This is a genomic window from Streptomyces sp. NPDC048278 (assembly GCF_040652195.1).
Classification (GTDB): Bacteria; Actinomycetota; Actinomycetes; order Streptomycetales; family Streptomycetaceae; genus Streptomyces.
In genome coordinates this window covers 200,231-221,536 of the sequence record NZ_JBEZLP010000001.1, presented here as the reverse complement: position 1 = coordinate 221,536, position 21,306 = coordinate 200,231, and the positions used below count along the sequence as shown (strand labels likewise).

Here is a 21,306-nt window from a genome sequence, read left to right as displayed (position 1 = left end):
CTCAACTGATCCAAGCAGGAGAGCATTCCCATGGCTGAAGTCCTCGTCTACGTCGACCACGTGGACGGTGCCGTCCGCAAGCCCACTCTGGAGCTGCTGACGCTGGCCCGTCGTATCGGTGAGCCCGTCGCGGTTGCGCTGGGTGCCGGTGCCGCCGGCACCGCCGCCGTCCTCGCCGAGCACGGCGCGACCCGCGTGCTGACGCACGATGCGTCCGAGTACGCCGACTACCTGGTCGTCCCGAAGGTCGACGCGCTGCAGGCCGCCGTCGCCGCGGTGTCCCCGGCCGCCGTGCTGGTCCCCTCCTCCGCCGAGGGCAAGGAGATCGCCGCCCGCCTCGCGCTGCGCATCAACTCCGGCATCATCACCGACGCCGTCGACCTGGAGGCCGGCGCGGAGGGCCCGGTGGCCACCCAGTCGGTGTTCGCCGCGTCCTTCACCACCAAGTCCCGTGTCTCCAAGGGCACCCCGGTCATCACCGTCAAGCCCAACAGCGCCGCCGTGGAGGCCGCCCCGGCCGCCGGTACGGTCGAGGCCCTCGCGGTGACCTTCTCCGCCGCCGCGACCGGGACCAAGGTCACCGGCCGCACCCCGCGCGAGTCGACCGGGCGTCCGGAGCTGACCGAGGCCGCGATCGTCGTCTCCGGTGGCCGGGGTGTCAACGGTGCGGAGAACTTCGCGATCATCGAGGCCCTCGCCGACTCCCTCGGCGCGGCCGTCGGCGCCTCCCGCGCCGCGGTGGACGCGGGCTGGTACCCGCACACCAACCAGGTCGGCCAGACCGGCAAGAGCGTGTCCCCGCAGCTGTACATCGCCAACGGCATCTCCGGCGCCATCCAGCACCGCGCGGGCATGCAGACCTCCAAGACGATCGTGGCCGTCAACAAGGACGCCGAAGCCCCGATCTTCGAACTCGTCGACTTCGGTGTCGTCGGCGACCTCTTCGACGTCGTCCCCCAGCTCACCGAAGAGGTCAAGACCCGCAAGGGCTGATCACCGCCGCCCGGCAGTCCGAGGCCCCCGTGACCGTACAGGTCACGGGGGCCTCGCCGTCTGCGTGCGGACTCGGGTCAGCGCAGGCTCAGCGAGACCTGCACGGGCAGGTGGTCGCTCGGGAACTGGCCGTGCATCGAGAAGGTGTCCATCGTCGCCTGATGCGTGGTCACACCCGGCGAGGTCAGGATCCAGTCGATGCGGTCGCCGTCCGGCTTGAGGCGGTGGTAGCCGTGGAAGGTCGCGTACTGGGGGCCGCGCTGTTCCGCCGCGTCCCAGGTGTCGACGAGTCCCGAGCCCACCAGGGTGTCGTAGGCCGGGTTCTTGTGGGCGTAGGCGTTGAAGTCGCCGGTCACCACGACCGGCAGCTTGCGGTCGAACTCCGCGATCCGCTGCACCAGGAGCGTGGCGCTGCGCTCGCGGGCGTTCTGGCTCTTCTGGTCGAAGTGGGTGTTGGCGACGTAGAACTCCCGTCCGTCGTCGGCGAGGTCGCGGAAGCGGACCCAGGTGACGATGCGGGGGAAGGCGGCGCCCCAGGTGTTGGAGCGGATGACCTCCGGGGTGTCGGAGAGCCAGAAGGTGTAGTGCTCCAGGGGTTCCAGGCGCCGGAGGTCGTAGTAGATGGCGGTCGACTCGTCCCGGCTGCCGCCCTCGCGGCCGGTGCCGACCCAGTCGTAGTGCGGTCCGAGGTCGCTGTCGATGTCGCGCAGCTGCTGGTAGAGGCCCTCCTGGGTGCCCATGACCTGGGGCTGTGCGCGGCGCAGCAGTTCGGCCATGACCGGCCGGCGGTCGGCCCAGCTGTTGGGTTCGGCGGTGCTGGCGTACCGCAGGTTGAAGGTCATGACGTCGAGGCGGGGCGCCGGCCGGGACGGTGCCGCGAGGGTGCTGACCCGGCGCCTCCTGGACACGGCGGAGGAGGCGGAGGAGGTGGTGATCGCGGCGCTGGAGAGGGGCACGGTGACCGCTGCGGCCAACAGGGCCTGCAGTCCCAGCCGGCGGGTGACTCGGCGCTGGTTCGGCACGACGGCTCCTTCAGGGGGCACAAGCCGGACGGGCGGGCGTTGAGCAGTGTGATACCCAGGTGTGTGACGAGCGTGAACATGCCCAGATGGGGGCGTGTCGCTTCGTGGACAGGGTGTTGACCGCCCCGAAGACGCCCGGATACCTTCATTCAACGGATTGTTTATTCCGTACAGTGGAAAACAGGAGGGTGCGGGATGGGCCAGGTCCGGCAGGAGAAGGTGGCGACGAGCCTCGCGGGCGCCGTCAGCGAGGAGATCAGTGCCTCCCTCGCACCCGTCGACGCCGAACTGGAGCGCCGCTATCCAGGTGATCCGGGGACCCGCCAGCCCGTCCACACCGTGTACGTCCCCGGCGACGCCTTCACGGCCGGCACCATCCGCTCCTGGGGCGACCAGGCCCTCGCCGCCCTCGACGAACACGCCCCCGACGCCGCCTCCTTCGCCGCCGTCCTCGGCCTGCCCGACGACCTCGCCGAGCCCGTCCACGCCCGGGTCCGCGCCAAACTGGAGCGGGAGCCGGTGGAAGACCTCCGCGTCGACTTCGAGGACGGCTACGGCCCCCGCCCCGACGCCGAGGAGGACGAGACGGCCGCCCGCGCCGCCCGGCTGATCGCCGAGGCGTACGCCGGGGGCACCTCCCGGCCGCAGGCCGGGGGAGGCACGACGGCGCCGTACATGGGCATCCGGATGAAGTGCATGGAGGCCGCGGTGCGCGACCGGGGCATCCGCACCCTCGACATCTTCCTCACCGGGCTGGTCGAGGCCGGCCCCCTGCCCGCCGGGCTCGTGCTGACCCTGCCCAAGGTGACCTACCCCGAACAGGTCACCGCGATGGTCCGGCTCCTGGAGGCCTTCGAGAAGACCCACGGACTGGAGCCCGGCCGGATCGGGTTCGAGATCCAGATCGAGACCAGCCAGTCCATCCTCGCCACCGACGGCACCGCCACCGTCGCCCGGATGATCCAGGCCGCCGAGGGCCGTGCCACCGGCCTGCACTACGGCACCTTCGACTACAGCGCCTGCCTCGGGGTCTCCGCCGCCTACCAGGCGAGCGACCACCCGGCCGCCGACCACGCCAAGGCGGTCATGCAGGTCGCCGCCGCCGGTACGGGCGTACGCGTGTCGGACGGCTCCACCAACGTGCTGCCGGTCGGCCCGACGGCCCGGGTGCACGACGCCTGGCGGCTGCACTACGGTCTGACCCGGCGCGCCCTGGCCCGCGCCTACTACCAGGGCTGGGACATGCACCCCGGCCACCTGCCGACCCGGTACGCGGCCGTGTTCGCCTTCTACCGCGAGGGTCTGGAGCAGGCCGCCGCCCGGCTCGCCCGGTACGCCAACCGGGCCGGCGGCGACGTCATGGACGAACCCGCCACCGCCAAGGCCCTCAGCGGCTACCTGCTGCGCGGCCTCGACTGCGGCGCCCTCGACAACGGCGAGGTGGCCCGGCTGACCGGCCTGACCCGGGCCGAGCTTGAGGGCTTCGCGATGCCCAGGCGCGGCGATCTGACCGCCTCCGGGAAGTAGCGCGTACCGGTCAAGTCACAGCTTTTCCAGTCGACTTGAACCGACCCTGTCACTGCCCCGTACTCTGGTGCGCCATTCGGGGACGTGTTCAGGATCGGGGCTGTGGTGTCGGGTTCGTACGGACAGGCTGACGGGACCGGTCGCCTGCTGGCAGGGAGGTACCGGGTCGTCGACCGACTCGGGCGCGGTGGTATGGGCGTGGTGTGGCGGGCCGTCGACGAGGTCCTCGGCCGCGAGGTCGCCGTCAAGGAGCTGCGCGCCTACACCGACAGCGCCGGGGCCGAACTGGCCGACCTGCGGCTGCGGATGCAGCGCGAGGCACGGGCCGCCGCCCGGGTACGGCATCGCGGGGTGATCGTCGTGCACGACATCGCCGAGGTCGACGGCCGCCCGCTGATCGTCATGGAACTGGTCGACGGGCCCTCCCTGGACGACCTGCTGCGCGAGCGCGGCACGCTGGGCCCGCAGGAGGCCGCCCGGGTCGGCGCCGAGGTCATGGACGCCCTGGCCGCGGCCCACCGGGTGGGCGTCCTGCACCGCGACGTCAAGCCCGCCAACATCCTCCTCGACCGCTCGGGCCGGGTCGTCCTCACCGACTTCGGGATCGCCACCATGGTCGACCCCGGCGACGGCTCCGCCACCCAGCTCACCGGCAGCGGTGAACTCGTCGGCTCCCTGGACTACTTGGCGCCCGAGCGGGCCAAGGGCGCGGCCCCCGGCCCGGCCTCCGACATCTGGGCCCTCGGCGCCGCCCTGTACGCGGCCGTGGAGGGCGCCTCGCCCTTCGGCCGTACGTCCACCTTCTCGACGCTCACCGCGATCGTCGACGAGCCCCTCCCGGAGCCCGGCAGGGCCGGTCCGCTCGCCCCCGTCCTGCGGCGCCTGATGGACAAGCTTCCCGACGCCCGCCCGGACGCCGAGGAGGCCTGCGGGCTGCTGCGGGCCGTGGCGCTTGAGCCGCTCCCGGACACGCCGACGACGGTCCTGCGGGAGTGGCGGCGGATGCGCGGGGAGGAGCCCGCGCGGCGGGAGACCGGGCCGGGGGTGCCGGGCGTGCTTCCGGAGGGCGGCCCCGTCCTGGAGACCGAGGAGAAGACCGGCGACGGGGCCGTCGGCGAGGTCGACGGCAGGGCCGACGGTGAGGTCGACGGGTCGGTGCGCGAGGCCGGTGCCGGTCGGGGAGCCGCGGACGGGCGGGCCGGAGGGGCTGTGGAGGGACCCGTCCACGGAGCCGTGCAAGGGGCTGCCGTCGGATCTCCCGAGGGGCCCACGGCGGAGGCCGCCGGACGACTCGCCCCGGTGCCCGCCGCCGGGCTCGCCGAGGGAGCCGGAACTCCGGCGGAGGGAGCCGGACTTGAGCTCGTGCCCGCCCGAAGATTAGATCCCGCGTCCCGACCCGGCGCCCCGGACGGCCCGACGGGCCCCATGCGTCCGGTCCGCACCCGCCGCCGGGTGCGGATGCTCGTGGTGGTGGCCGTCGCCGTCGTCCTCACGGCGACCGGGCTGACCGTCGCCTTACGGAACGAGAAGGGGCAGACGGCGAAGACCGACGCAGGACCGCCCGCCCCGACGGTGGCCGGTGCCTCGCAGAGCATCCGCGGCACCGGCACCGGCACCGGCGCCGGACACCCGGCCGACGCGGATCCCGTGGGACAGGGCGCGGAGACGGGCACCGTACCGGCCGCCGGTGCCACGCACGCCACCGCCGGCGAGCCCGCGGGCGGCCCGGCGGACGGCACTTCCGCCACGCCCTCCCGGGCACAGTCCGCCGACCCCGGCCCCACCGGCGGTTCCGGCACCGCCACGGCCACCGCGCCCGTCACCACGACGGCCTCGGCGCCCGCCACCGCGGTCTGCCAGTCCGCCGGAGACGGCACGTACACCTGCAGGGTGCGCAGCGGCGGCGCCAAGTCCTACACCGCCGACGGCGCCAAGGCCGGCCGGGTCCGCCAGGGCGCCCACGCGTTCTACTGCCAGGCCGACCTGGGCCGTCGGGAGACCCACGGCCAGCGGACCAACGTCTGGTGGGCGCTGACCGACGACGACAAGGGCAACACCGGCGTGTACATCAGCGACGTCTACATCAAGGGCGGCACGAACGACGAGCCGCTCCCCGGGCTCCCCGCCTGCTGAGCACGGACGTACCGCTCCAGCCCCGACGCCACCGCCCACCGCCGCTCCGCGAACAGCCGGGTGCCCCGCCCGCACAGCGCCGCGTCGGCCCGTGCCCGCGCGCAGAACTCCTCGGGCGTGACACCGAACAGCTCTCTCAACTCGACCGACTCCGCGAGGAGTTCGGCGAGGAGGGTGCGCTCGCCGGGATGGCGGCGGGGCGCACCGGAGCCGTCGTGCAGCACACCGTGCCGGTTGACGTACGCGTGGACGCCGGGGAGCTTCGTGCCGTCCGCGAGCGTGGCGCGTACCGTCGGGGCGGGCAGCCACGCCCGGCGGAAGTTGCCGTGCGGCAGCGGTACGCCCTCGCTCGCGTCGATCACCTCCAGCTGCCGCCCGTCCAGCCACAGGACGAACAACTCCCGTACCGCGGAAGGGGAGGCGACCGGGGACGCCGAGACATAGCCGAGACGGCTGACGTGCGCGGAGACCCCGACGTCGAGGCCGGCCACCCGGGCACGCACCATCGGGATCGGCCCGGGGACGTCGAACTCCGCCATCTTGTGCTGCAGTTGGGCGGGCGAGGCGTTGGAGCCGACCGCGAGCACCGGCACCCGCCCGTCGTCGTGCACGAGCCGGTCCAGCGGCAACAGCCGGTCACCGTCGAGGAGCCCGGAGCCGGCCGGCCAGGCGCCCGGGTAACTCAGCGGATGGTCCCGCGGCGCCGTGTCGAGCCCCAACTCGGCGAGCGTACGGCCGATCATCGACAACCCCGCCCCGCGCGCACGCGCCCGCCCGGCGCGCGACCCGGTTCGGCGAGGGTCCGGCCGCGTGACGGGCGGCTCGGGGCCGGGGGCGTCCGGTCCGTCATGCGCGGCTCAGTCCGCCGGGGGCAGTTCGCCCGAGCCGCGGGTGATCAGCCTCGTCGGCAGTTCGATGCGCTCGGGTGGCATGAGGGTGCCGTCCAGCTGGCGGAAGAGCCGTTCGGCGGCCGTGCGGCCGAGCAGCGCCGCGTCCTGGGCGACGACCGTGAGACCGGGGTGCAGCAGATCGGCGAGTTCGATGTCGTCGAAGCCGACGAGCGCGACCGGGCGGGTCTGTTCGGCGAGGACGCGGATCACGGTGACGGAGACACGGTTGTTGCCCGCGAAGATCGCGGTGATCGGGTCCGCCGCGGTCAGCATCTCCTCGGCGGCCCGGCGCACCCGCTCCGGGTCCGTCACGCCGAGGGAGGTCCACGCCGGTTCGACGGCTATCCCGGCGTCCTCCATCGCCGTCTGGTAGCCGCGCAGCCGCTCGGCCGCGGTGTGGATGTGGGGCATGTCGCCGATGAACCCGATCCTGCGGTGGCCGTGCGCGATCAGGTGGGCGACCCCGTCCCGGGCACCGCCGTAGCTGTCGGACAGCACGACGTCGGCGTCGATCTTCCCGGCCGGGCGGTCCACGAACACCGTCGCCACGCCCGCCCTGATCTCCGGCTCCAGGTACCGGTGGTCGTCCCCGGCCGGGATCACCACCAGGCCGTCCACCCGCCGCGCGCACAGCGCCAGCGCCAGCTCCTGCTCCCGCTCCGGGTCCTCGGCGCTGGACCCGTTGATGAGCAACGCCCCGTGCGCCCGGGCCACTTCCTCCACCGCGCGGCTGAGCGGCCCGTAGAACGGGTCCGCGAGGTCCTCCAGGACCAGGCCGATGCTCGCGGTACGGCCCTTGCGCAGCACCCGCGCGCTGTCGTTGCGGCGGAAGCCCAGCGCGTCGATCGCCTCCTGGACCCGGCGCTCGGTGTCCGGGGTCACCCCGGGCTCGCCGTTGACCACCCGGGACACCGTCTTGAGGCCCACCCCGGCCCGCGCCGCCACGTCCTTCATCGTCGGCCGGGTCCCGTAACGGGAGCCGGGGAGACGGTCTGCGCGGCGGGAGGTGTCGGGCACGATGCGGCGTCCTGTCCTGTCGTCCACGGGGGGCATGGGCTCATGAATTGTGTCTGGGCTCATGGGTTTGTATCAGGGATACACAGGCTCGTGGGTTTGTATGAGGATGTGGCGTCGAGCATAGAGCCTGGACAACGTTGTCAGATGCAAGGGAGACTGTCCACCGCAATCTCCGGCCTGCGTCCCCACCGCTTGACCGGCCTGTTGTGTCACTCGGCTACTCATGGTTGACGGGGAGAACTGACTCTGATGCACACCGACCTCGTGGCGGCCCTCGACATCGGCGGCACCAAGATCGCCGGCGCGCTGGTGGACGGTCACGGACGGATCCAGGCGCGCGCCCAGCGCGCGACACCCGCCCAGCAGGACGGCGAGACGGTCATGGGGGCCGTCGAGGAGGTGGTCGGCGAACTCGCCGGTTCACCGCTGTGGGGGCGCGCCCGCTCGCTCGGGATCGGCAGCGCGGGTCCGGTGGACGCCTCCGCCGGCACCGTGAGCCCGGTCAACGTGCCCGGCTGGCGGGACTATCCGCTCGTCGAACGGGTGCGGGCGGCCACCGGCGGGCTGTCCGTCGAGCTGATCGGCGACGGCGTCGCCATCACGGCCGCCGAACACTGGCAGGGCGCGGCCCGCGGCCACGACAACGCGTTGTGCATGGTGGTGTCGACGGGTGTCGGCGGCGGCCTGGTGCTCAACGGCAGGCTGCACCCCGGCCCGACCGGCAACGCCGGCCACATCGGCCACATCAGCGTCGACCTCGACGGGGATCCCTGTCCCTGCGGGTCGCGCGGCTGTGTCGAGCGCATCGCCAGCGGCCCCAACATCGCCCGCCGCGCCCTGGAGGGCGGCTGGCGGCCGGGTCCCGACGGCGACACCTCGGCGGCGGCGGTGGCCGCCGCGGCCCGGGCGGGCGATCCGGTCGCCGTGGCCTCCTTCGAGCGGGCCGCGCAGGCGCTCGCGGCGGGGATCGCGGCCACCGCGACCCTGGTCGAGATCGACATCGCGGTGATCGGCGGGGGCGTCGGCAAGGCGGGGGACATCCTCTTCACGCCCCTGCGCAAGGCCCTCACCGACTACGCGACCCTCTCCTTCGTCCGGCGACTGACGGTCGTACCGGCCCAGATGGGTACGGACGCGGGGCTGGTGGGTGCCGCGGCGGCGGCGCTGGCCGCCAGGCCGGACGCGGAGGCGGCGGGGGTCTGACGGCGGTCCGGCGGCCGTCGCCGGACCGCGCAGGAACGTTCAGGCCCGGTCGGCCGGGGTTCAGGTCCGGCCGACCGGGCCGGGGCGGACGCCCGGGACCTCAGCAGGAGATCCGCGCGTCCGCCCAGTCCCCGTGGTCGGACGTGATGCCGTTGCCGCCGTCGGTGACGACGAGCCTGACCACCTCGGCGCCGGTCACGTCGGCGGTGAGCGGCTGGGCCGGCATGTCGGTGGTCAGCACGCCGGTCGAGGCGACCTTCGTGCCGTCCGCCCAGACCTCGAACGAGACACTGCCGTTGGCGGCCTCCTCGTCGTCCACCCCGACGTCCGCGGTGACCTGCTCGCACGCCTTCCCGGCGTAGTAGTCGACCTCGCTCTGCGCGTGGGTGCCGAGCCCCTTGGAGTAGACGACCCCGCCGATGGTGATCGGATGTCCGTCGCCCGCGGCGGTCTCCCCGTTGCTGGTGTCGCGCTCCACCGGCCCCCAGCCGTTGTCGGCCGACAGCCAGGGCAGGTCACTGAGAGAGGAACCGCCGGCGGGCGGCGGGTCCGCGACGGTCATCGTGACCGTCGTCGCACTCTGGGCACGCACTCCGGTCGGCGACCGGTAACTCGCCCTGAACTCCAGGTCGTACGACCCCCTCGGCGTCCCCGTGGGAGCGGTCACCTCCCAGCCGGTGCGCAGCGCGCGGCCGGTCGGCAGGGCGGACGCCTTCGTCGGCGAGGCCGCCCTGACGGTCCAGCCCGCCGGGCCGGTGAGGGACACGGAGACCTTCGTGGCCGTGCTGCGGCCGAGGTCGGTCACCGACGTGGTCAGCGCGGACGTGCTGCCCGGCTCGGTGAACCGGCTGCCGTCCAGGCCGAGTTCCACGGCCGGCGGGTGGGCCGCCCAGCGCCGGTCGGCGGCGACCCGCACCAGGACCGTGCCGTGCGCCGGGACGACGGCGGAGACGGTGCCCGCGGTGTTGTAGCTGCGGTGCTGCCACAGGTCGCGCAGGGTGTAGGCGGGGGCCTTCGGGAGGCCGACGGCGGTCGCCGACGTCGCGATGCGCTGCGCCGAGCCGGACTCGTTGAACAGGGCGATCGCGCGGCTGCCGTCCGCCATCTCCTTGGCGACGACCCAGCGCCCGTCCGCCGAGGAGACCACCGTGCCCTGCTTGCCCAGCGGGTCCTGGTCGACGGCGATGACCTCCTTGTTGTCCAGGATGTCGAAGGTCGCCTGAGAGGCCTTGCGCAGGTCGGTGCCGATGAGCAGCGGGGCGGCCATGACCGACCACATCGAGAAGTGCGAGCGGTACTCGGTGTCGGTCATGCCGCCGTTGCCGACCTCCAGCATGTCCGGGTCGTTCCAGTGCCCGGGTCCCGCGTAGGGCGCGAGCGGCAGGTTCTGCTTCAGGATCGACACCATCGAGCCCCAGCTGTCGCCGATGTCCCCGGTGGTGCGCCAGAGCTGACCGACGTCCGCGGCCCACTCCCAGGGCTTGTTCTCGCCCCATTCGCAGATGCTGAGGACGATGGGCCGTCCGGTCGCCCTGAGCGCGTCGCGCATGGTGGTGTACCGCTGCTTGGCGTCGACACCCTGGTTGTTGCAGTTGTCGTACTTGAGGTAGTCGACGCCCCAGTCGGCGAACTGCTGTGCGTCGCTGTACTCGTGGCCGAGAGCGCCCGGGAAGCCCGCGCTGTTGCAGGTCTTGGTGCCGGCGCTGGTGTAGATGCCGAGCTTGAGGCCCTTGGCGTGCACGTAGTCGGCGACGGCCTTGATCCCGTTCGGGAACCGGGCCGGGTCCGGGACCAGTTTGCCGTTCGCGTCCCGGTCGGGCAGGGCCCAGCAGTCGTCGAGGTTGACGTACTGGTAGCCGGCGTCCTTGAGGCCCTTGGCCACGAAGAGGTCGGCGATGCCCTCGACCATCGCCTCGTCGAAGTCGGCGCGGCAGTGCGTGGAGTTCCAGTTGTTGAAGCCCATCGGCGGGGTCGGTGCGAGGCCGTCGGCCTCGGCGGGGGAGGCGGTCCGCGCGTCGGCGACGGCGGGTGCGGCGAGGCCCGCCGTACACAACAGGGCCGCGGCCAGTGCTCCGATCACTCTTCGGCGGGTCGTGCGGGTGTGAGGGTGACGCATCGTTACGTTCCTCCGACTCGCGAAAGGTGCGATGACGACATGTACGCGTCATCGCTCTGTGCGGTTACGTTAGAACCCGTCGGAGTGTGTTGAATAGAGAGCGGTAGTGATGGTTCGACTCCGGGTTCGGCATTCGTCTGGTTCAGACCGGAACGAAACGGGTCATCCGATGTTCCGGTCGGCCGCGCGGAACTCCGCCCCGGCGTGCCGCGTTGCTCCCCTCGCGGGTATGCCCGTGACCCCCGGCCGTCGGCGCAGTTGGAACGGGCATGAAGAAGCGCAGCATGCTCGCCATCGCCAGCCTGGCCACCGGATTCGTCGTGGCCGCCATCACCCCGTCCCACGCGGCCGACGAAGGCCCGCTCGGCGACCTGCACGTCTCGGACGTCCTGGAGCACGTCGGCCACGTCGTCGGCGACGACAGCTTCCAGACCGACCCGGACTTCCTCGGCCAGGAGTAGCCCGGCGGAGTCCTGGCGGGCGACGGTGCCGGCGTCCCGGGCGCGGACGCCGGCACTCCGTTTGCGTGCCCTCAACGGGAACTGGTTTCCGTGGCAGTGTGGAGCGGGCAAGCCACAGGGGGCCAACAGCAGAGGGGGAGTCCGTGATCGTCTGGGTCAACGGCGCGTTCGGTGCGGGTAAGACCACCACTGCACGTGAACTGATCGAACTGATCCCGAACAGCACGCTCTTCGACCCCGAGTTCATCGGCGGGGCGCTGACACACCTGCTGCCGGCCAAGCACCTCGCCGAGGTCGGCGACTTCCAGGATCTGCCGATCTGGCGCCGGCTGGTGATCGACACGGCCGCCGCGATGCTCGCGGAACTGGGCGGCACCCTGGTGGTGCCGATGACGCTGCTCCGCCAGGAGTACCGCGACGAGATCTTCGGCGGCCTCGCGGCCCGCAGGATCGCCGTCCGGCATCTGTGTCTCACCCCGGCGGAAACGATCCTGCGCGAGCGAATAGCCGACCGGGAGATCCCGCCCGACCTGTCCGACGGGGAGATCCGGGTCCGGCAGTGGTCCTACGACCAGATCGAGCCCTACCGTGCCGCCCTCGCCTCCTGGATCAGCGCCGACGCCCATCTCGTCGACACCAGCGCGCTCAGCGCGTACGAGGCCGCGGTGCGGATCGCGGGGGCGGTGAGCAGCGGCGAAGCCGTGGTATGTGACATTGTGCAAACCCCCGAACCCACCGCCGAGACCACCGCCGCCGGCGTCCTCCTCTTCGACGAACAGAACCGCGTCCTCCTCGTGGACCCCACCTACAAGGCCGGCTGGGAGTTCCCCGGCGGTGTCGTCGAGCCCGGTGAAGCCCCCGCCCGGGCAGGCGTGCGGGAGGTCGAGGAGGAGACCGGGATACGGCTGGAGGAACTGCCCGGGCTGCTCGTCGTCGACTGGGAGCAGCCCGCCCCGCCCCGCTACGGCGGCCTGCGGCTGCTCTTCGACGGCGGCCGGCTCGACTCCGCCGAGGCCGCGCGCCTCGTGCTGCCGGGGCCGGAGCTGCGCGACTGGCGGTTCGTCACCGAGCAGGAGGCCGCCGACCTGCTGCCGCCGGTGCGTTACGAACGGCTCCGCTGGGCGCTGCGGGCCCGCGAGCGCGGTGCCGCGCTCTATCTGGAGGCCGGCGTCCCGGTCGGTTGACATTCTCTGACGATTCGTCAAGTCCTCGCCGAGCTGGTGATGTTGGCGGGGGCTTTGGCGTTTCCGGGGCGTGTATAGGGGACTTTGCGCGAGGTGGAAGGTTCCTGGGGAAAACCGAGGGTGAATTGTCGCCGTCCCGGTATGAACAAGAATGCGAAGGAGGTACACAGACGTTCTAACGTCGTTGCGCAGCTCAACTTCCTCGCGGCCGCTGGCCGCCGTGCACAGGCCGGACAACCGCCGGCTGAAGGAGGGACATGCGCGCGCATTCTTCGGCCCTCACAAAGGGACTCGCGCTGACCGCCGGGCTCGTCCTGGCGCTCGCCGCCTGCAGCAGCGGGGGAGGCGGCGGGGGCAGCGGCAACAACGGCGCCTCGGCCGGTCTCACGTCCTGCGCCACCCAGGGCAAGGCCGACACCTGCAACGCCGGCACCACCAAGGCCGGCGGCACCTTCACCTACGTCATCGAGAAGAACATCCAGCAGTGGAACGTGCAGGACACCAACGGCAACACCTTCGAGAACGCCGAGGCGCTGAGCCCCGTCCTGCCCCAGGTCTTCGTCCCGCAACCGGACTTCACCGTCAAGCTCGACACCGACCTGGTGACCTCCGCGACCCAGACGAGCACCAGCCCCCAGACCCTCGTCTACAAGATCAACCCCAAGGCGTCCTGGAACGACGGCACCCCGGTCACCGCCGACGACTTCGTCTACTACTGGCGTACCAACGACGGCAAGGACTGCCCGCCGCCGCCCGCCAGCGACTCCACCCAGACCAAGGGCTGCCTGCCGGAGAGCACCGCCGGCTACGACCGCGTCAAGTCGGTCACCGGCTCCGACAACGGCAAGACCGTCACCGTCGTGATGGCCAAGCCCTACGCCGACTGGAAGTCCCTGTTCGGCGCGGGCTACCCGTTCTACCCGGCGCACGTCGCCGAGAAGATCTCCGGTGCCAAGGCGGGCGACGCGGCCCGCATGACGGCCGCCCAGATGACCGAGGGCTGGCAGTACTTCCAGAAGAACCCGCCCACCAAGTACGCGACCGCGGGCCCGTACAAGATGACCGAGTGGGTCGACAACGACCACGCCACCTACGAGCCCGACCCGAAGTGGACAGGTACGAAGGCCACCCTGCAACGGCTCATCTTCAAGGTCATCACGGACGCCACGCAGGAGCCGATCGCGCTGCGCAACAACGAGGTCCAGGGCATCTACCCGCAGCCCGAGATCGACCTCGTCAACCAGGTCAAGGCCATCCCCAACGTCACCTACACCATCGGCAGCGGGCTGACCTGGGAGCACTTCGACCTCAACCTGCACAACCCGGTGATCGGCAAGTACCTGGCCCTCAGGCAGGCGATGTTCACGGCCATCAGCGTCAAGGACATCATGGCCAAGACGGTCGCCCAGTTCGATCCCGGCGTGAAGCAGCTCTACAACCACAACTTCGTCCCGGGGACCGCCGGTTACCAGGACGTGGTCAGCGCCAGTGGCCAGGGCTCGGGTGACCTCACCAAGGCCAAGAAGTACCTGACCGACGCCAGGTTCACCGGAGTGGGCACCGCCCTGAAGACCCCGGACGGCAAGACGGTCGGGCCCTTCAACTGCCGCTACACCACCGGCAACCAGATCCGGCAGAGCGAGTGCCAGATCCTGCAGAGCGACCTCGCCAACCTCGGGATCAAGGTCACGATCAAGCCGATCGGCGCCGCCGACCTCGGCACGGTCCTGGCCGGCCACCAGTACGACATCATCGTCTTCGCCTGGGTCGCCTCGCCCTTCCCGACCAGCAACGCCCAGCAGACCTGGTCGACCGGGGGCGGCGGCAACTACGGCGGCTACAGCAACAAGCAGGTCGACTCCCTGATCGGCCGGGCCATCGGCGAGACCGACCAGACCAAGGCCGACGCCCTGCTCAACCAGGCCGACCAGATCATGGTCAACGACGCCTACGTGCTGCCGCTCTACCAGAAGCCCACCTTCCTCGCGGTGCAGACGCGGTTCGTCAACATGCGCAACAACTCCACCAACGTCGGACCGCCGTACAACGTCGGCGAATGGGGCCTCAAGAAGTAACCCCAGCGACCGGCCGGACCGACTCCCGGCCCCGGAGACCCCGGGGCCGGGCCTCCGCGAGAGAAGACCGCATGCTCGCCTACACCGTGCGCCGCATCCTCGTCTCCATCCCCGTCCTGATCGTCTCGACGTTCATCGTCTTCCTGGTCGTCGTCAACTCCGGCGACCCGGTGGCCAACTTCGCCACCTCTCGGCAACCCCCGCCCAGCAAGGCCGCGGTCACCGCCTTCGCCCGGCACATCCACGCGAACGAACCGGTCGCGGAACGCTACTGGAACTGGATCACCGGCGTCCTGCACGGCGACTGGGGCCCGTCCGTCCAGTCCAACCTGGACATCGGCCACGACCTGTTCACCCGCTTCCGGGTCACCGTCACCCTGGTCGCCGCCGCCATGCTGCTTGCCCTCGTGATGGCGGTCGCCTTCGGCGTGTTCAGCGCGATCCGCCAGTACAGCGCCGCCGACTACACCATCACCTTCCTCGGCTTCCTGTTCCTCGCCATGCCCGTGTTCTGGTTCGCGGTCCTGCTCAAGCAGGCCGGGATCTGGTTCAACCAGGAGACCGGCAGCCAGTTCCTCGGCACCATCGGCGAGAAGTCCCCGTACCTCGAAGTCGACACCACCTGGAACGAGTTCACCGACCGCATCGGCCATCTCGTCCTGCCCACCATCACCCTCGCCCTGGTCTCCTTCGCCTCCTGGACCCGCTACACCCGCGCCTCCCTGCTCGAAGTCCTGGACAGCGACTACGTCCGGCTCGCCCGCGCCAAGGGACTGCGCCGCGGCCGGGTGCTCGTCCGGCACGCCCTGCGCACCGCGCTGATCCCGCTCGCCACCGTCACCGCCCTCGACATCGCGATCATCCTCGGCGGCGCCGTCATCACCGAGACGATCTTCCAGTGGCACGGCATGGGCGAGATGCTCGTCCAGGCCGCCACCACCCTCGACGTCTACCGGACCATGGCCTGGCTGCTGCTGTCCGCCGTCGTCGTCATCGTCTTCAACCTCCTCGCCGACCTCCTCTACGCCGTACTCGACCCGAGGATCCGCTATGACTGACATCGGGGCACTCGGGCCGGCCGGCACCCGGACGCCGGGCGACGACGACCACGAGTTCACCGTCGCGCAGCGCAGCCAGACCCGGCTCGTGCTCCGCCGCTTCCTGCGCCACCGGGCCGCGATGATCAGCCTGGTCGTCTTCGTCCTGATCGTGCTCTGGGCCTTCGCCGGCCCGCACTTCTGGCGCTACTCCTACGCCAGGTTCACCCCGGACAACTCACAACCACCGTCCTGGAAGCACCCGTTCGGCACCGACTCCTCCGGGTACGACGCCTACGCGCAGGTGATGCGCGGCACCCAGACCTCCCTGAAGATCGCCATCCTGATCGCGCTCGGCTCGACCCTGGTCGGCGCCGTGTGGGGCGCGGTCGCCGGCTTCTACCGGGGGTTCGTCGACGCGCTGATGATGCGCGTCGCCGATCTCGTGCTCACCCTCCCGCTGTTCGCGATCGCGCTCGTCATCTCCTCGCGCAGCGGCGGTTCCTGGTACTGGATCGCCGTCGTGATCGCCGGACTCACCTGGGCGTACGTGTCCCGGGTGGTGCGTTCGTCCGTACTCTCCCTGCGCGAGAAGGAGTTCGTGGAGGCCGCCCGGGCGCTAGGCGCCTCCGACACCCGGATCATCTTCCGGCACCTGCTGCCCAACGCGCTCGGCCCGATCATCGTGAACGCCACCATCCTGGTCGCCACCGGCATCCTCACCGAGACCGCCCTGTCCTTCCTCGGGTTCGGCGTCCAACCGCCCGACACATCCCTCGGGTTGCTGGTCGCCCAGGCACAGACCGCGGTCGACACCCGGCCCTGGCTCTTCTACATCCCCGGCGCCTTCATCATCGCCATCGCCCTCACCGTCAACTTCATCGGCGACGGCCTCCGCGACGCCTTCGACCCCCGGCAGCAAAGGGTGCGACAGTGACCGACACCAGCAAGGGCAAGGGCATCGACAGGGTCGTGGGGAAGGGCGAGGAGTCCGGTGCCGTCCTCGAAGTCGAGGACCTGAGCGTGGAGTTCCCCACCGAGGACGGGACCGTACGGGCGGTGCGCGGCGTCGGCTACCGGCTGGAGCGGGGCGAGGCACTGGGCATCGTCGGCGAGTCCGGCTCCGGCAAGTCCGTCACCGCGCTCGCCGTGATGGGCCTGCTGCCCGGCTCGGCCCGGGTGCGCGGCTCGGTCCGGTTCGAGGGCACGGAACTGCTCGGCATGTCCGACGCCCGGCTCTCGGACGTACGGGGCAGCGGCGTCGCCATGGTCTTCCAGGACCCGATGACCTCCCTCAACCCCGTCTACACGGTCGGCTACCAGATCGCCGAGACCCTGCTCCGGCACAACCCGCGGCTCGGCAAGCGCCCGGCCCGCGCACGCGCCGTGGAACTCCTCGGCACGGTCGGCATCCCGAGCCCCGAACGGCGCGTCGACAGCTACCCGCACGAACTCTCCGGCGGCATGCGCCAGCGCGTCGTCATCGCCATCGCGATCGCCAACGACCCCGACGTGATCATCGCCGACGAGCCCACCACCGCCCTCGACGTCACCGTCCAGGCGCAGATCCTGGAGGCCTTGGAGGCCGCCCGCGCCGAGACCGGCGCCGCCCTCGTCCTGATCACCCACGACCTGGGCGTGGTCGCCGGACACACCGACCGGGTCGCCGTCATGTACGCCGGACGGATCGTCGAGACCGGCTCGGTCGAGGACATCTTCTACACCCCGCGCATGCCCTACACCCTGGGCCTCCTCGGCTCCCTGCCCCGCCTCGACCGCGAGGAGGACCGCCTGACGCCCATCACCGGCTCCCCGCCCTCGCTGCTCAACCTGCCCCCGGGCTGCCCCTTCGCGCCGCGCTGCCCGATGCGCCGGGAGCCCTGCGACAGCACCGAACCCGCCCTGCGCCCGGCCGGATCCGACACCCACCGCAGCGCCTGCCACTTCGCCGCCGAACTCGTGGACACTGCGGCCGGCGAGGTCTTCGACGCCGTCGGCGCCGACACCGAGGCCCTGGCCCGGTTCGCGGACCTGGAGGACGATGCCCGATGACCGACCCGCTGCCTCCGCTGCCCCCGCTGCCCGGTCACGGCGGCACCGGCGCCCCCGTCCTCCAGGTCCGCGACCTCGTCAAACACTTCCCGGTGATGTCACGGGGCGTGGTCCGCCGCCGGGTCGGCGACGTCCACGCCGTCTGCGGGGTCTCCTTCGACCTGCACGAGAACGAGACGCTCGGCCTGGTCGGCGAGTCCGGCTCCGGCAAGACGACCGTCTCCCGGACCCTGCTCAACCTGGAGACGGCCACCTCGGGTTCCGTCCACTACCGGGGACGTCTGCTCACCGACCTGAGCAGACGCCGGATGCGCCCGCTCCGCCGCGAGCTGCAGATCGTCTTCCAGGACCCGTACGCCTCCCTGGACCCCAGGATCTCCGTCCACGAGATCGTCGCCGAACCCCTGCGCATCCACGGCCGGTACGGCTCCGGCGCCGCCGACGAGGTGCGCGAACTGCTGCGCCTGGTCGGCCTCAACCCCGAGCACGGCAACCGCTTCGCGCACGAGTTCTCCGGTGGCCAGCGCCAACGCATCGGCATCGCACGGGCGTTGGCGCTGCGCCCCAAGGTGGTCGTGCTGGACGAGCCGGTCTCCGCGCTGGACGTGTCGATCCAGGCGGGCGTCCTCAACCTGCTGATGGACCTCCAGTCCGAACTCGGCCTGTCCTTCCTCTTCGTGGCCCACGACCTCTCCGTGATGCGCCATGTCGCCGGCCGGGTCGCGGTGATGTACCTGGGCCGCCTGGTGGAGATCGCCCCCGCCCGGCAGCTCTTCGCCCGCCCCGCCCACCCCTACACCCAGGCCCTGGTCTCGGCGATCCCGCTGCCCGACCCGCGCAAGGAGCGCGCCCGGAAACGCATCATCGTCCAGGGCGACGTCCCGAGCCCGGTCCGCCCGCCCAGCGGCTGCCGGTTCCGCACCCGCTGCCCCAAGTTCGCGAACCAGCTGACCGACGGCGAGCGCACCGCCTGCGTCGAGCAGGTGCCGGAGCTGGTCGACCGGGGCGGCGGCAACCCCGTCGCCTGCCACTACGCGGAGAGCGTGCAGCTGCTGTGACCGTCCGGATACGGGAGCGGCGTCAGCCGGCTCTCGTGGCCCAGCCGCCGGAAGAAATCCTCCATGCCCACGGCGAGCGGGGCGTGCCGGACCAGCAACTCGGTAGCGACCCGGGGGATTCCCCCGGGCTGCTTGCCGTCGGCGCAGGCGCGCACGAACTCCGCTCGCTCCTCACCCCGGTATCCGTACAGCGCGGTGGCGAGCCAGATCACCAGGTAGTAGGAGGTGTACGTGCGGTCGTAGTGCCGATGCCGGTCGAAGAACTCCCGCTCGTCGGGGGTGAGCAGGAAACGGGAGCTGAGTGAGAGCCCGAAGTCCGTGAGGTACAGCGCCCGGCCGTCGGTGAGGATGTTGCGGAAGTGGGCATCGAGATGCAGGAGCTGCTGTGTGTGGAGGAAGGACGTCAGCTCCTCCAGTTGCCGCGCCACTTGGCCGCAGGCCTCGTCCGCCTGGTCCGTGCGCAGTTCGGCGTCCAGCCAGTCGTGCAGGGTGGACGGGAGGTGCTCCAGGAACAGGACCAGGTTCGCGGAGGCGTCCCGCAGGCCCTCGACGCGTTCCCGCAGGCCCTTCGAACCGCCCCAGTAGGCCACCACCTTCTCGACGTCCGCGAGTTCGTCGGGCAGCGGGTGGGCCGCGTCCGGCAGTACTCGCCAGTGGTGGAGCAGCGGGAAGCCGGAGAAGCGGCCGGCCAGTGCCCAGTTGGTCGTCGCCGTGTGCGCGGCCAGCTCCCGCCAGGCGCCGAATCCCGGGCCGCAGACGGCCCCCATGCCGTAGTGGCAGTACGACGGCAGGCCGTAGAGGTTCGCGGTGGAGCGGATGTGCAGCGGGTCCCGTTCCCGGTCGGTCAGGGGGATCCGCTTCACGAACACCGCGCTGCCGTCCACCGTGATCCGTGCCGCTCTGCCGCCGACCCCCGTGCCCAGCGACTCGCCCGCCGTGACCAGCTCGGCCAGCTCGACATCACTCAGCAGGGCCAGGGAGGTCGCGATGTCGCTGTGCAGGGCGATGCGGCGCGCGGTGTCGGTCATCCCCCCATGGTCACCGCGGCGGGCCGCAGGTGTCCGCGGATCCGCGCAGCGCCCGCGACGCGTCGGCGGTCACCGGATCCCCGTGGCCCGAGCCACACCGTCTCCGATGTCCGCCGCCCCGGGATGCGTCAGCCCGCCGCGTAGTTGCGCAGGAACAGCGCCTCCGCCACCGAAAGCCGCTCCAGTTCCTCCGGGGACACGCTCTCGTTGGCGGCGTGGATCCGCGCCTCCGGCTCGTTCAGGCCGATCAGCAGGATCTCGGCCTGCGGGTAGAGGTCGGCGAGGGCGTTGCACAGCGGGATGGAGCCGCCCTGGCCGGCGTACTGCATCGTCTCGTCCGGGTATGCGGTCGCCATCGCGTCGGCCATCGCCCGGTACGCCGGGCTGGTCGTGTCCGCGCGGAACGGCTGGCCCTGCCCGACCGTCTCGGTCCGCACCCGGGCACCCCACGGCGTGTGCGCCTCCAGATGGGCCTGGAGGAGCTTGGTCGCCTCGGCCGCGTCCACGCCCGGCGGCACCCGGAGACTGATCAGGGCGCGGGCGCCGGCCTGCACCGACGGGGTGGCGCCCACCACCGGCGGGCAGTCGATGCCGAGCACCGTGACCGCCGGACGGGCCCAGATGCGGTCCGCGACCGGACCGTCACCGATCAGCCCGACACCGTCCAGCACCCTGGCGTCCTTGCGGAACTGCTCCTCGTCGTACTCCAGGCCCTCCCACCGCGACTCCGGCGCGAGCCCGTCGACCGTGGTGGAACCGTCCTCGGCACGCAGCGAGTCCAGGACCCGGATCAGCGCGGCCAGTGCGTCGGGGGCGGCACCGCCGAACTGGCCCGAGTGCAGATTGCCCTGCAGCGTGTCGATCTGGACGCGGACCATGGTCATACCGCGCAGGGTCGTGGTCACCGTCGGCAGCCCGACCCGGAAGTTGCCCGCGTCGCCGATGACGATCGCGTCCGCGGCCAGCAGCTCGGGGTGCTGCTCGGCGTACCGCTCCAGGCCGCCGGTGCCCATCTCCTCCGAGCCCTCGGCGATCACCTTGACGTTGACCGGGACGCCGCCGTTCGCCTTCAGCGCGCGCAGCGCCAGCAGGTGCATGATCACACCGCCCTTGCAGTCGGCGGTCCCGCGCCCGTACCAGCGGCCGTCCCGCTCGGTGAGCTCGAACGGCGGGGTGGTCCAGGCGGCCTCGTCCAGCGGCGGCTGCACGTCGTAGTGCGCGTACAGCAGGACCGTTTTGGCACCCTCCGGCCCCGGCAGGTAGCCGTACACCGACTGTGTGCCGTCCGGGGTGTCCAGCACGGCGACGTCCGCGAAACCCTCGGCGCGCAGTGCGTCGGCCACCCAGTTCGCGGCGCCTTCGCTCTCGCTCCTCGGGAACTGGGTGAAGTCCGCCACCGACTTGAAGGCCACCAGCTCGGCGAGTTCCGCCTTGGCCCTGGGCAGCAGGGCTGCGACGGTCTCGGCGACCGGATTGGACGACATGGGCACGCTCCTCGTGGGTGCGACGT

Annotated in this window: 17 protein-coding genes; 11 read left to right on the top strand and 6 right to left on the bottom strand. The window is 71.6% G+C overall.

The genetic code is table 11. The features are described from left to right. The first annotated feature begins 30 nt into the window (after positions 1 to 30). Positions 31 to 993: an electron transfer flavoprotein subunit alpha/FixB family protein gene (locus AB0D74_RS01050; protein WP_362578781.1), complete on the top strand. Its 963-nt coding sequence runs from the start codon at positions 31 to 33 to the stop codon at positions 991 to 993. A gap of 77 nt (positions 994 to 1,070) precedes the next feature. Here the strand turns inward: AB0D74_RS01050 and AB0D74_RS01045 are convergent, their stop codons facing one another. Further along, a complete protein-coding gene (locus AB0D74_RS01045; RefSeq protein WP_362578778.1) occupies positions 1,071 to 2,015 on the bottom strand; it encodes an endonuclease/exonuclease/phosphatase family protein in 945 nt (314 codons plus the stop codon). Between the two features lie 195 nt (positions 2,016 to 2,210). On the opposite strand from AB0D74_RS01045, the gene AB0D74_RS01040 reads away from it, so the two are divergent. Continuing rightward, entirely contained in the window at positions 2,211 to 3,542 is a 1,332-nt protein-coding gene (locus AB0D74_RS01040; protein WP_362578775.1) for an aldolase/citrate lyase family protein, read from the top strand. A 102-nt stretch (positions 3,543 to 3,644) separates the two neighbouring features. Further along, on the top strand, positions 3,645 to 5,675 hold the full coding sequence (locus AB0D74_RS01035; protein ID WP_362578772.1) for a serine/threonine-protein kinase: 2,031 nt from the start codon (positions 3,645 to 3,647) through the stop codon (positions 5,673 to 5,675). On the opposite strand, the gene AB0D74_RS01030 is transcribed toward AB0D74_RS01035, so the two are convergent. Both AB0D74_RS01030 and AB0D74_RS01025 read right to left on the bottom strand, forming a co-directional pair. After that, entirely contained in the window at positions 5,621 to 6,418 is a 798-nt protein-coding gene (locus AB0D74_RS01030; protein ID WP_362578769.1) for a hypothetical protein, read from the bottom strand. The two genes, AB0D74_RS01035 and AB0D74_RS01030, sit on opposite strands and share 55 nt — an antisense overlap. A 114-nt stretch (positions 6,419 to 6,532) precedes the next feature. After that, positions 6,533 to 7,618: a LacI family DNA-binding transcriptional regulator gene (locus tag AB0D74_RS01025; RefSeq protein ID WP_362578766.1), complete on the bottom strand. Its 1,086-nt coding sequence runs from the start codon at positions 7,616 to 7,618 to the stop codon at positions 6,533 to 6,535. Between the two features lie 213 nt (positions 7,619 to 7,831). On the opposite strand from AB0D74_RS01025, the gene AB0D74_RS01020 reads away from it, so the two are divergent. Beyond that, positions 7,832 to 8,785: an ROK family protein gene (locus tag AB0D74_RS01020; protein WP_362578763.1), complete on the top strand. Its 954-nt coding sequence runs from the start codon at positions 7,832 to 7,834 to the stop codon at positions 8,783 to 8,785. A gap of 100 nt (positions 8,786 to 8,885) precedes the next feature. Here AB0D74_RS01020 and AB0D74_RS01015 read toward each other — a convergent pair whose 3' ends face one another. Further along, complete coding sequence (locus AB0D74_RS01015; protein ID WP_362578760.1) at positions 8,886 to 10,901, bottom strand: NPCBM/NEW2 domain-containing protein; 2,016 nt, start codon at positions 10,899 to 10,901, stop codon at positions 8,886 to 8,888. 269 nt (positions 10,902 to 11,170) lie between these two features. On the opposite strand from AB0D74_RS01015, the gene AB0D74_RS01010 reads away from it, so the two are divergent. The 7 genes from AB0D74_RS01010 (at position 11,171) to AB0D74_RS00980 (ending at position 18,768) form a co-directional block, all read left to right on the top strand. Then, on the top strand, positions 11,171 to 11,362 hold the full coding sequence (locus tag AB0D74_RS01010) for a hypothetical protein (protein ID WP_362578757.1): 192 nt from the start codon (positions 11,171 to 11,173) through the stop codon (positions 11,360 to 11,362). 143 nt (positions 11,363 to 11,505) lie between these two features. Continuing rightward, positions 11,506 to 12,546 carry an NUDIX domain-containing protein gene (locus tag AB0D74_RS01005; RefSeq protein ID WP_362578754.1) on the top strand — a complete coding sequence of 347 codons (1,041 nt, stop codon included), beginning with the start codon at positions 11,506 to 11,508 and terminating at the stop codon, positions 12,544 to 12,546. 257 nt (positions 12,547 to 12,803) lie between these two features. Beyond that, positions 12,804 to 14,621, top strand: a complete 1,818-nt coding sequence (locus tag AB0D74_RS01000) for an ABC transporter family substrate-binding protein (protein WP_362578751.1) — start codon at positions 12,804 to 12,806, stop codon at positions 14,619 to 14,621. A 71-nt stretch (positions 14,622 to 14,692) separates the two neighbouring features. Continuing rightward, a complete protein-coding gene (locus AB0D74_RS00995; RefSeq protein WP_362578748.1) occupies positions 14,693 to 15,679 on the top strand; it encodes an ABC transporter permease in 987 nt (328 codons plus the stop codon). Then, positions 15,672 to 16,595: an ABC transporter permease gene (locus tag AB0D74_RS00990; RefSeq protein ID WP_362578745.1), complete on the top strand. Its 924-nt coding sequence runs from the start codon at positions 15,672 to 15,674 to the stop codon at positions 16,593 to 16,595. The genes AB0D74_RS00995 and AB0D74_RS00990 overlap by 8 nt, the downstream gene beginning before the upstream one ends. Before the next feature lie 35 nt (positions 16,596 to 16,630). Beyond that, the gene (locus AB0D74_RS00985; RefSeq protein ID WP_362580128.1) at positions 16,631 to 17,710 is read left to right on the top strand and encodes an ABC transporter ATP-binding protein; all 1,080 of its coding nucleotides are present in this window, start codon (positions 16,631 to 16,633) and stop codon (positions 17,708 to 17,710) included. Next, positions 17,707 to 18,768, top strand: a complete 1,062-nt coding sequence (locus AB0D74_RS00980) for an oligopeptide/dipeptide ABC transporter ATP-binding protein (RefSeq protein WP_362578742.1) — start codon at positions 17,707 to 17,709, stop codon at positions 18,766 to 18,768. Before AB0D74_RS00985 ends, AB0D74_RS00980 begins: the two co-directional genes overlap by 4 nt. Here AB0D74_RS00980 and AB0D74_RS00975 read toward each other — a convergent pair. Continuing rightward, on the bottom strand, positions 18,741 to 19,796 hold the full coding sequence (locus AB0D74_RS00975; protein WP_362578739.1) for a protein kinase family protein: 1,056 nt from the start codon (positions 19,794 to 19,796) through the stop codon (positions 18,741 to 18,743). The two genes, AB0D74_RS00980 and AB0D74_RS00975, sit on opposite strands and share 28 nt — an antisense overlap. Positions 19,797 to 19,924: 128 nt before the next feature. Next, complete coding sequence (locus tag AB0D74_RS00970; protein WP_362578736.1) at positions 19,925 to 21,280, bottom strand: dipeptidase; 1,356 nt, start codon at positions 21,278 to 21,280, stop codon at positions 19,925 to 19,927. Positions 21,281 to 21,306 lie beyond the last annotated feature (26 nt).

Excerpts from the sequence above, each read along its gene's own strand:
- AB0D74_RS01015 (WP_362578760.1), bottom strand. The coding sequence starts at position 10,901 with ATGCGTCACCCTCACACCCGCACGACCCGCCGAAGAGTGATCGGAGCA.
- AB0D74_RS01030 (WP_362578769.1), bottom strand. The coding sequence starts at position 6,418 with ATGATCGGCCGTACGCTCGCCGAGTTGGGGCTCGACACGGCGCCGCGG.
- AB0D74_RS00995 (WP_362578748.1), top strand. The coding sequence starts at position 14,693 with ATGCTCGCCTACACCGTGCGCCGCATCCTCGTCTCCATCCCCGTCCTG.
- AB0D74_RS00980 (WP_362578742.1), top strand. The coding sequence starts at position 17,707 with ATGACCGACCCGCTGCCTCCGCTGCCCCCGCTGCCCGGTCACGGCGGC.
- AB0D74_RS01050 (WP_362578781.1), top strand. The coding sequence starts at position 31 with ATGGCTGAAGTCCTCGTCTACGTCGACCACGTGGACGGTGCCGTCCGC.
- AB0D74_RS01010 (WP_362578757.1), top strand. The coding sequence starts at position 11,171 with ATGAAGAAGCGCAGCATGCTCGCCATCGCCAGCCTGGCCACCGGATTC.
- AB0D74_RS01000 (WP_362578751.1), top strand. The coding sequence starts at position 12,804 with ATGCGCGCGCATTCTTCGGCCCTCACAAAGGGACTCGCGCTGACCGCC.
- AB0D74_RS00970 (WP_362578736.1), bottom strand. The coding sequence starts at position 21,280 with ATGTCGTCCAATCCGGTCGCCGAGACCGTCGCAGCCCTGCTGCCCAGG.
- AB0D74_RS01025 (WP_362578766.1), bottom strand. The coding sequence starts at position 7,618 with ATGCCCCCCGTGGACGACAGGACAGGACGCCGCATCGTGCCCGACACC.
- AB0D74_RS01040 (WP_362578775.1), top strand. The coding sequence starts at position 2,211 with ATGGGCCAGGTCCGGCAGGAGAAGGTGGCGACGAGCCTCGCGGGCGCC.
- AB0D74_RS01020 (WP_362578763.1), top strand. The coding sequence starts at position 7,832 with ATGCACACCGACCTCGTGGCGGCCCTCGACATCGGCGGCACCAAGATC.
- AB0D74_RS00990 (WP_362578745.1), top strand. The coding sequence starts at position 15,672 with ATGACTGACATCGGGGCACTCGGGCCGGCCGGCACCCGGACGCCGGGC.
- AB0D74_RS00975 (WP_362578739.1), bottom strand. The coding sequence starts at position 19,796 with ATGACCGACACCGCGCGCCGCATCGCCCTGCACAGCGACATCGCGACC.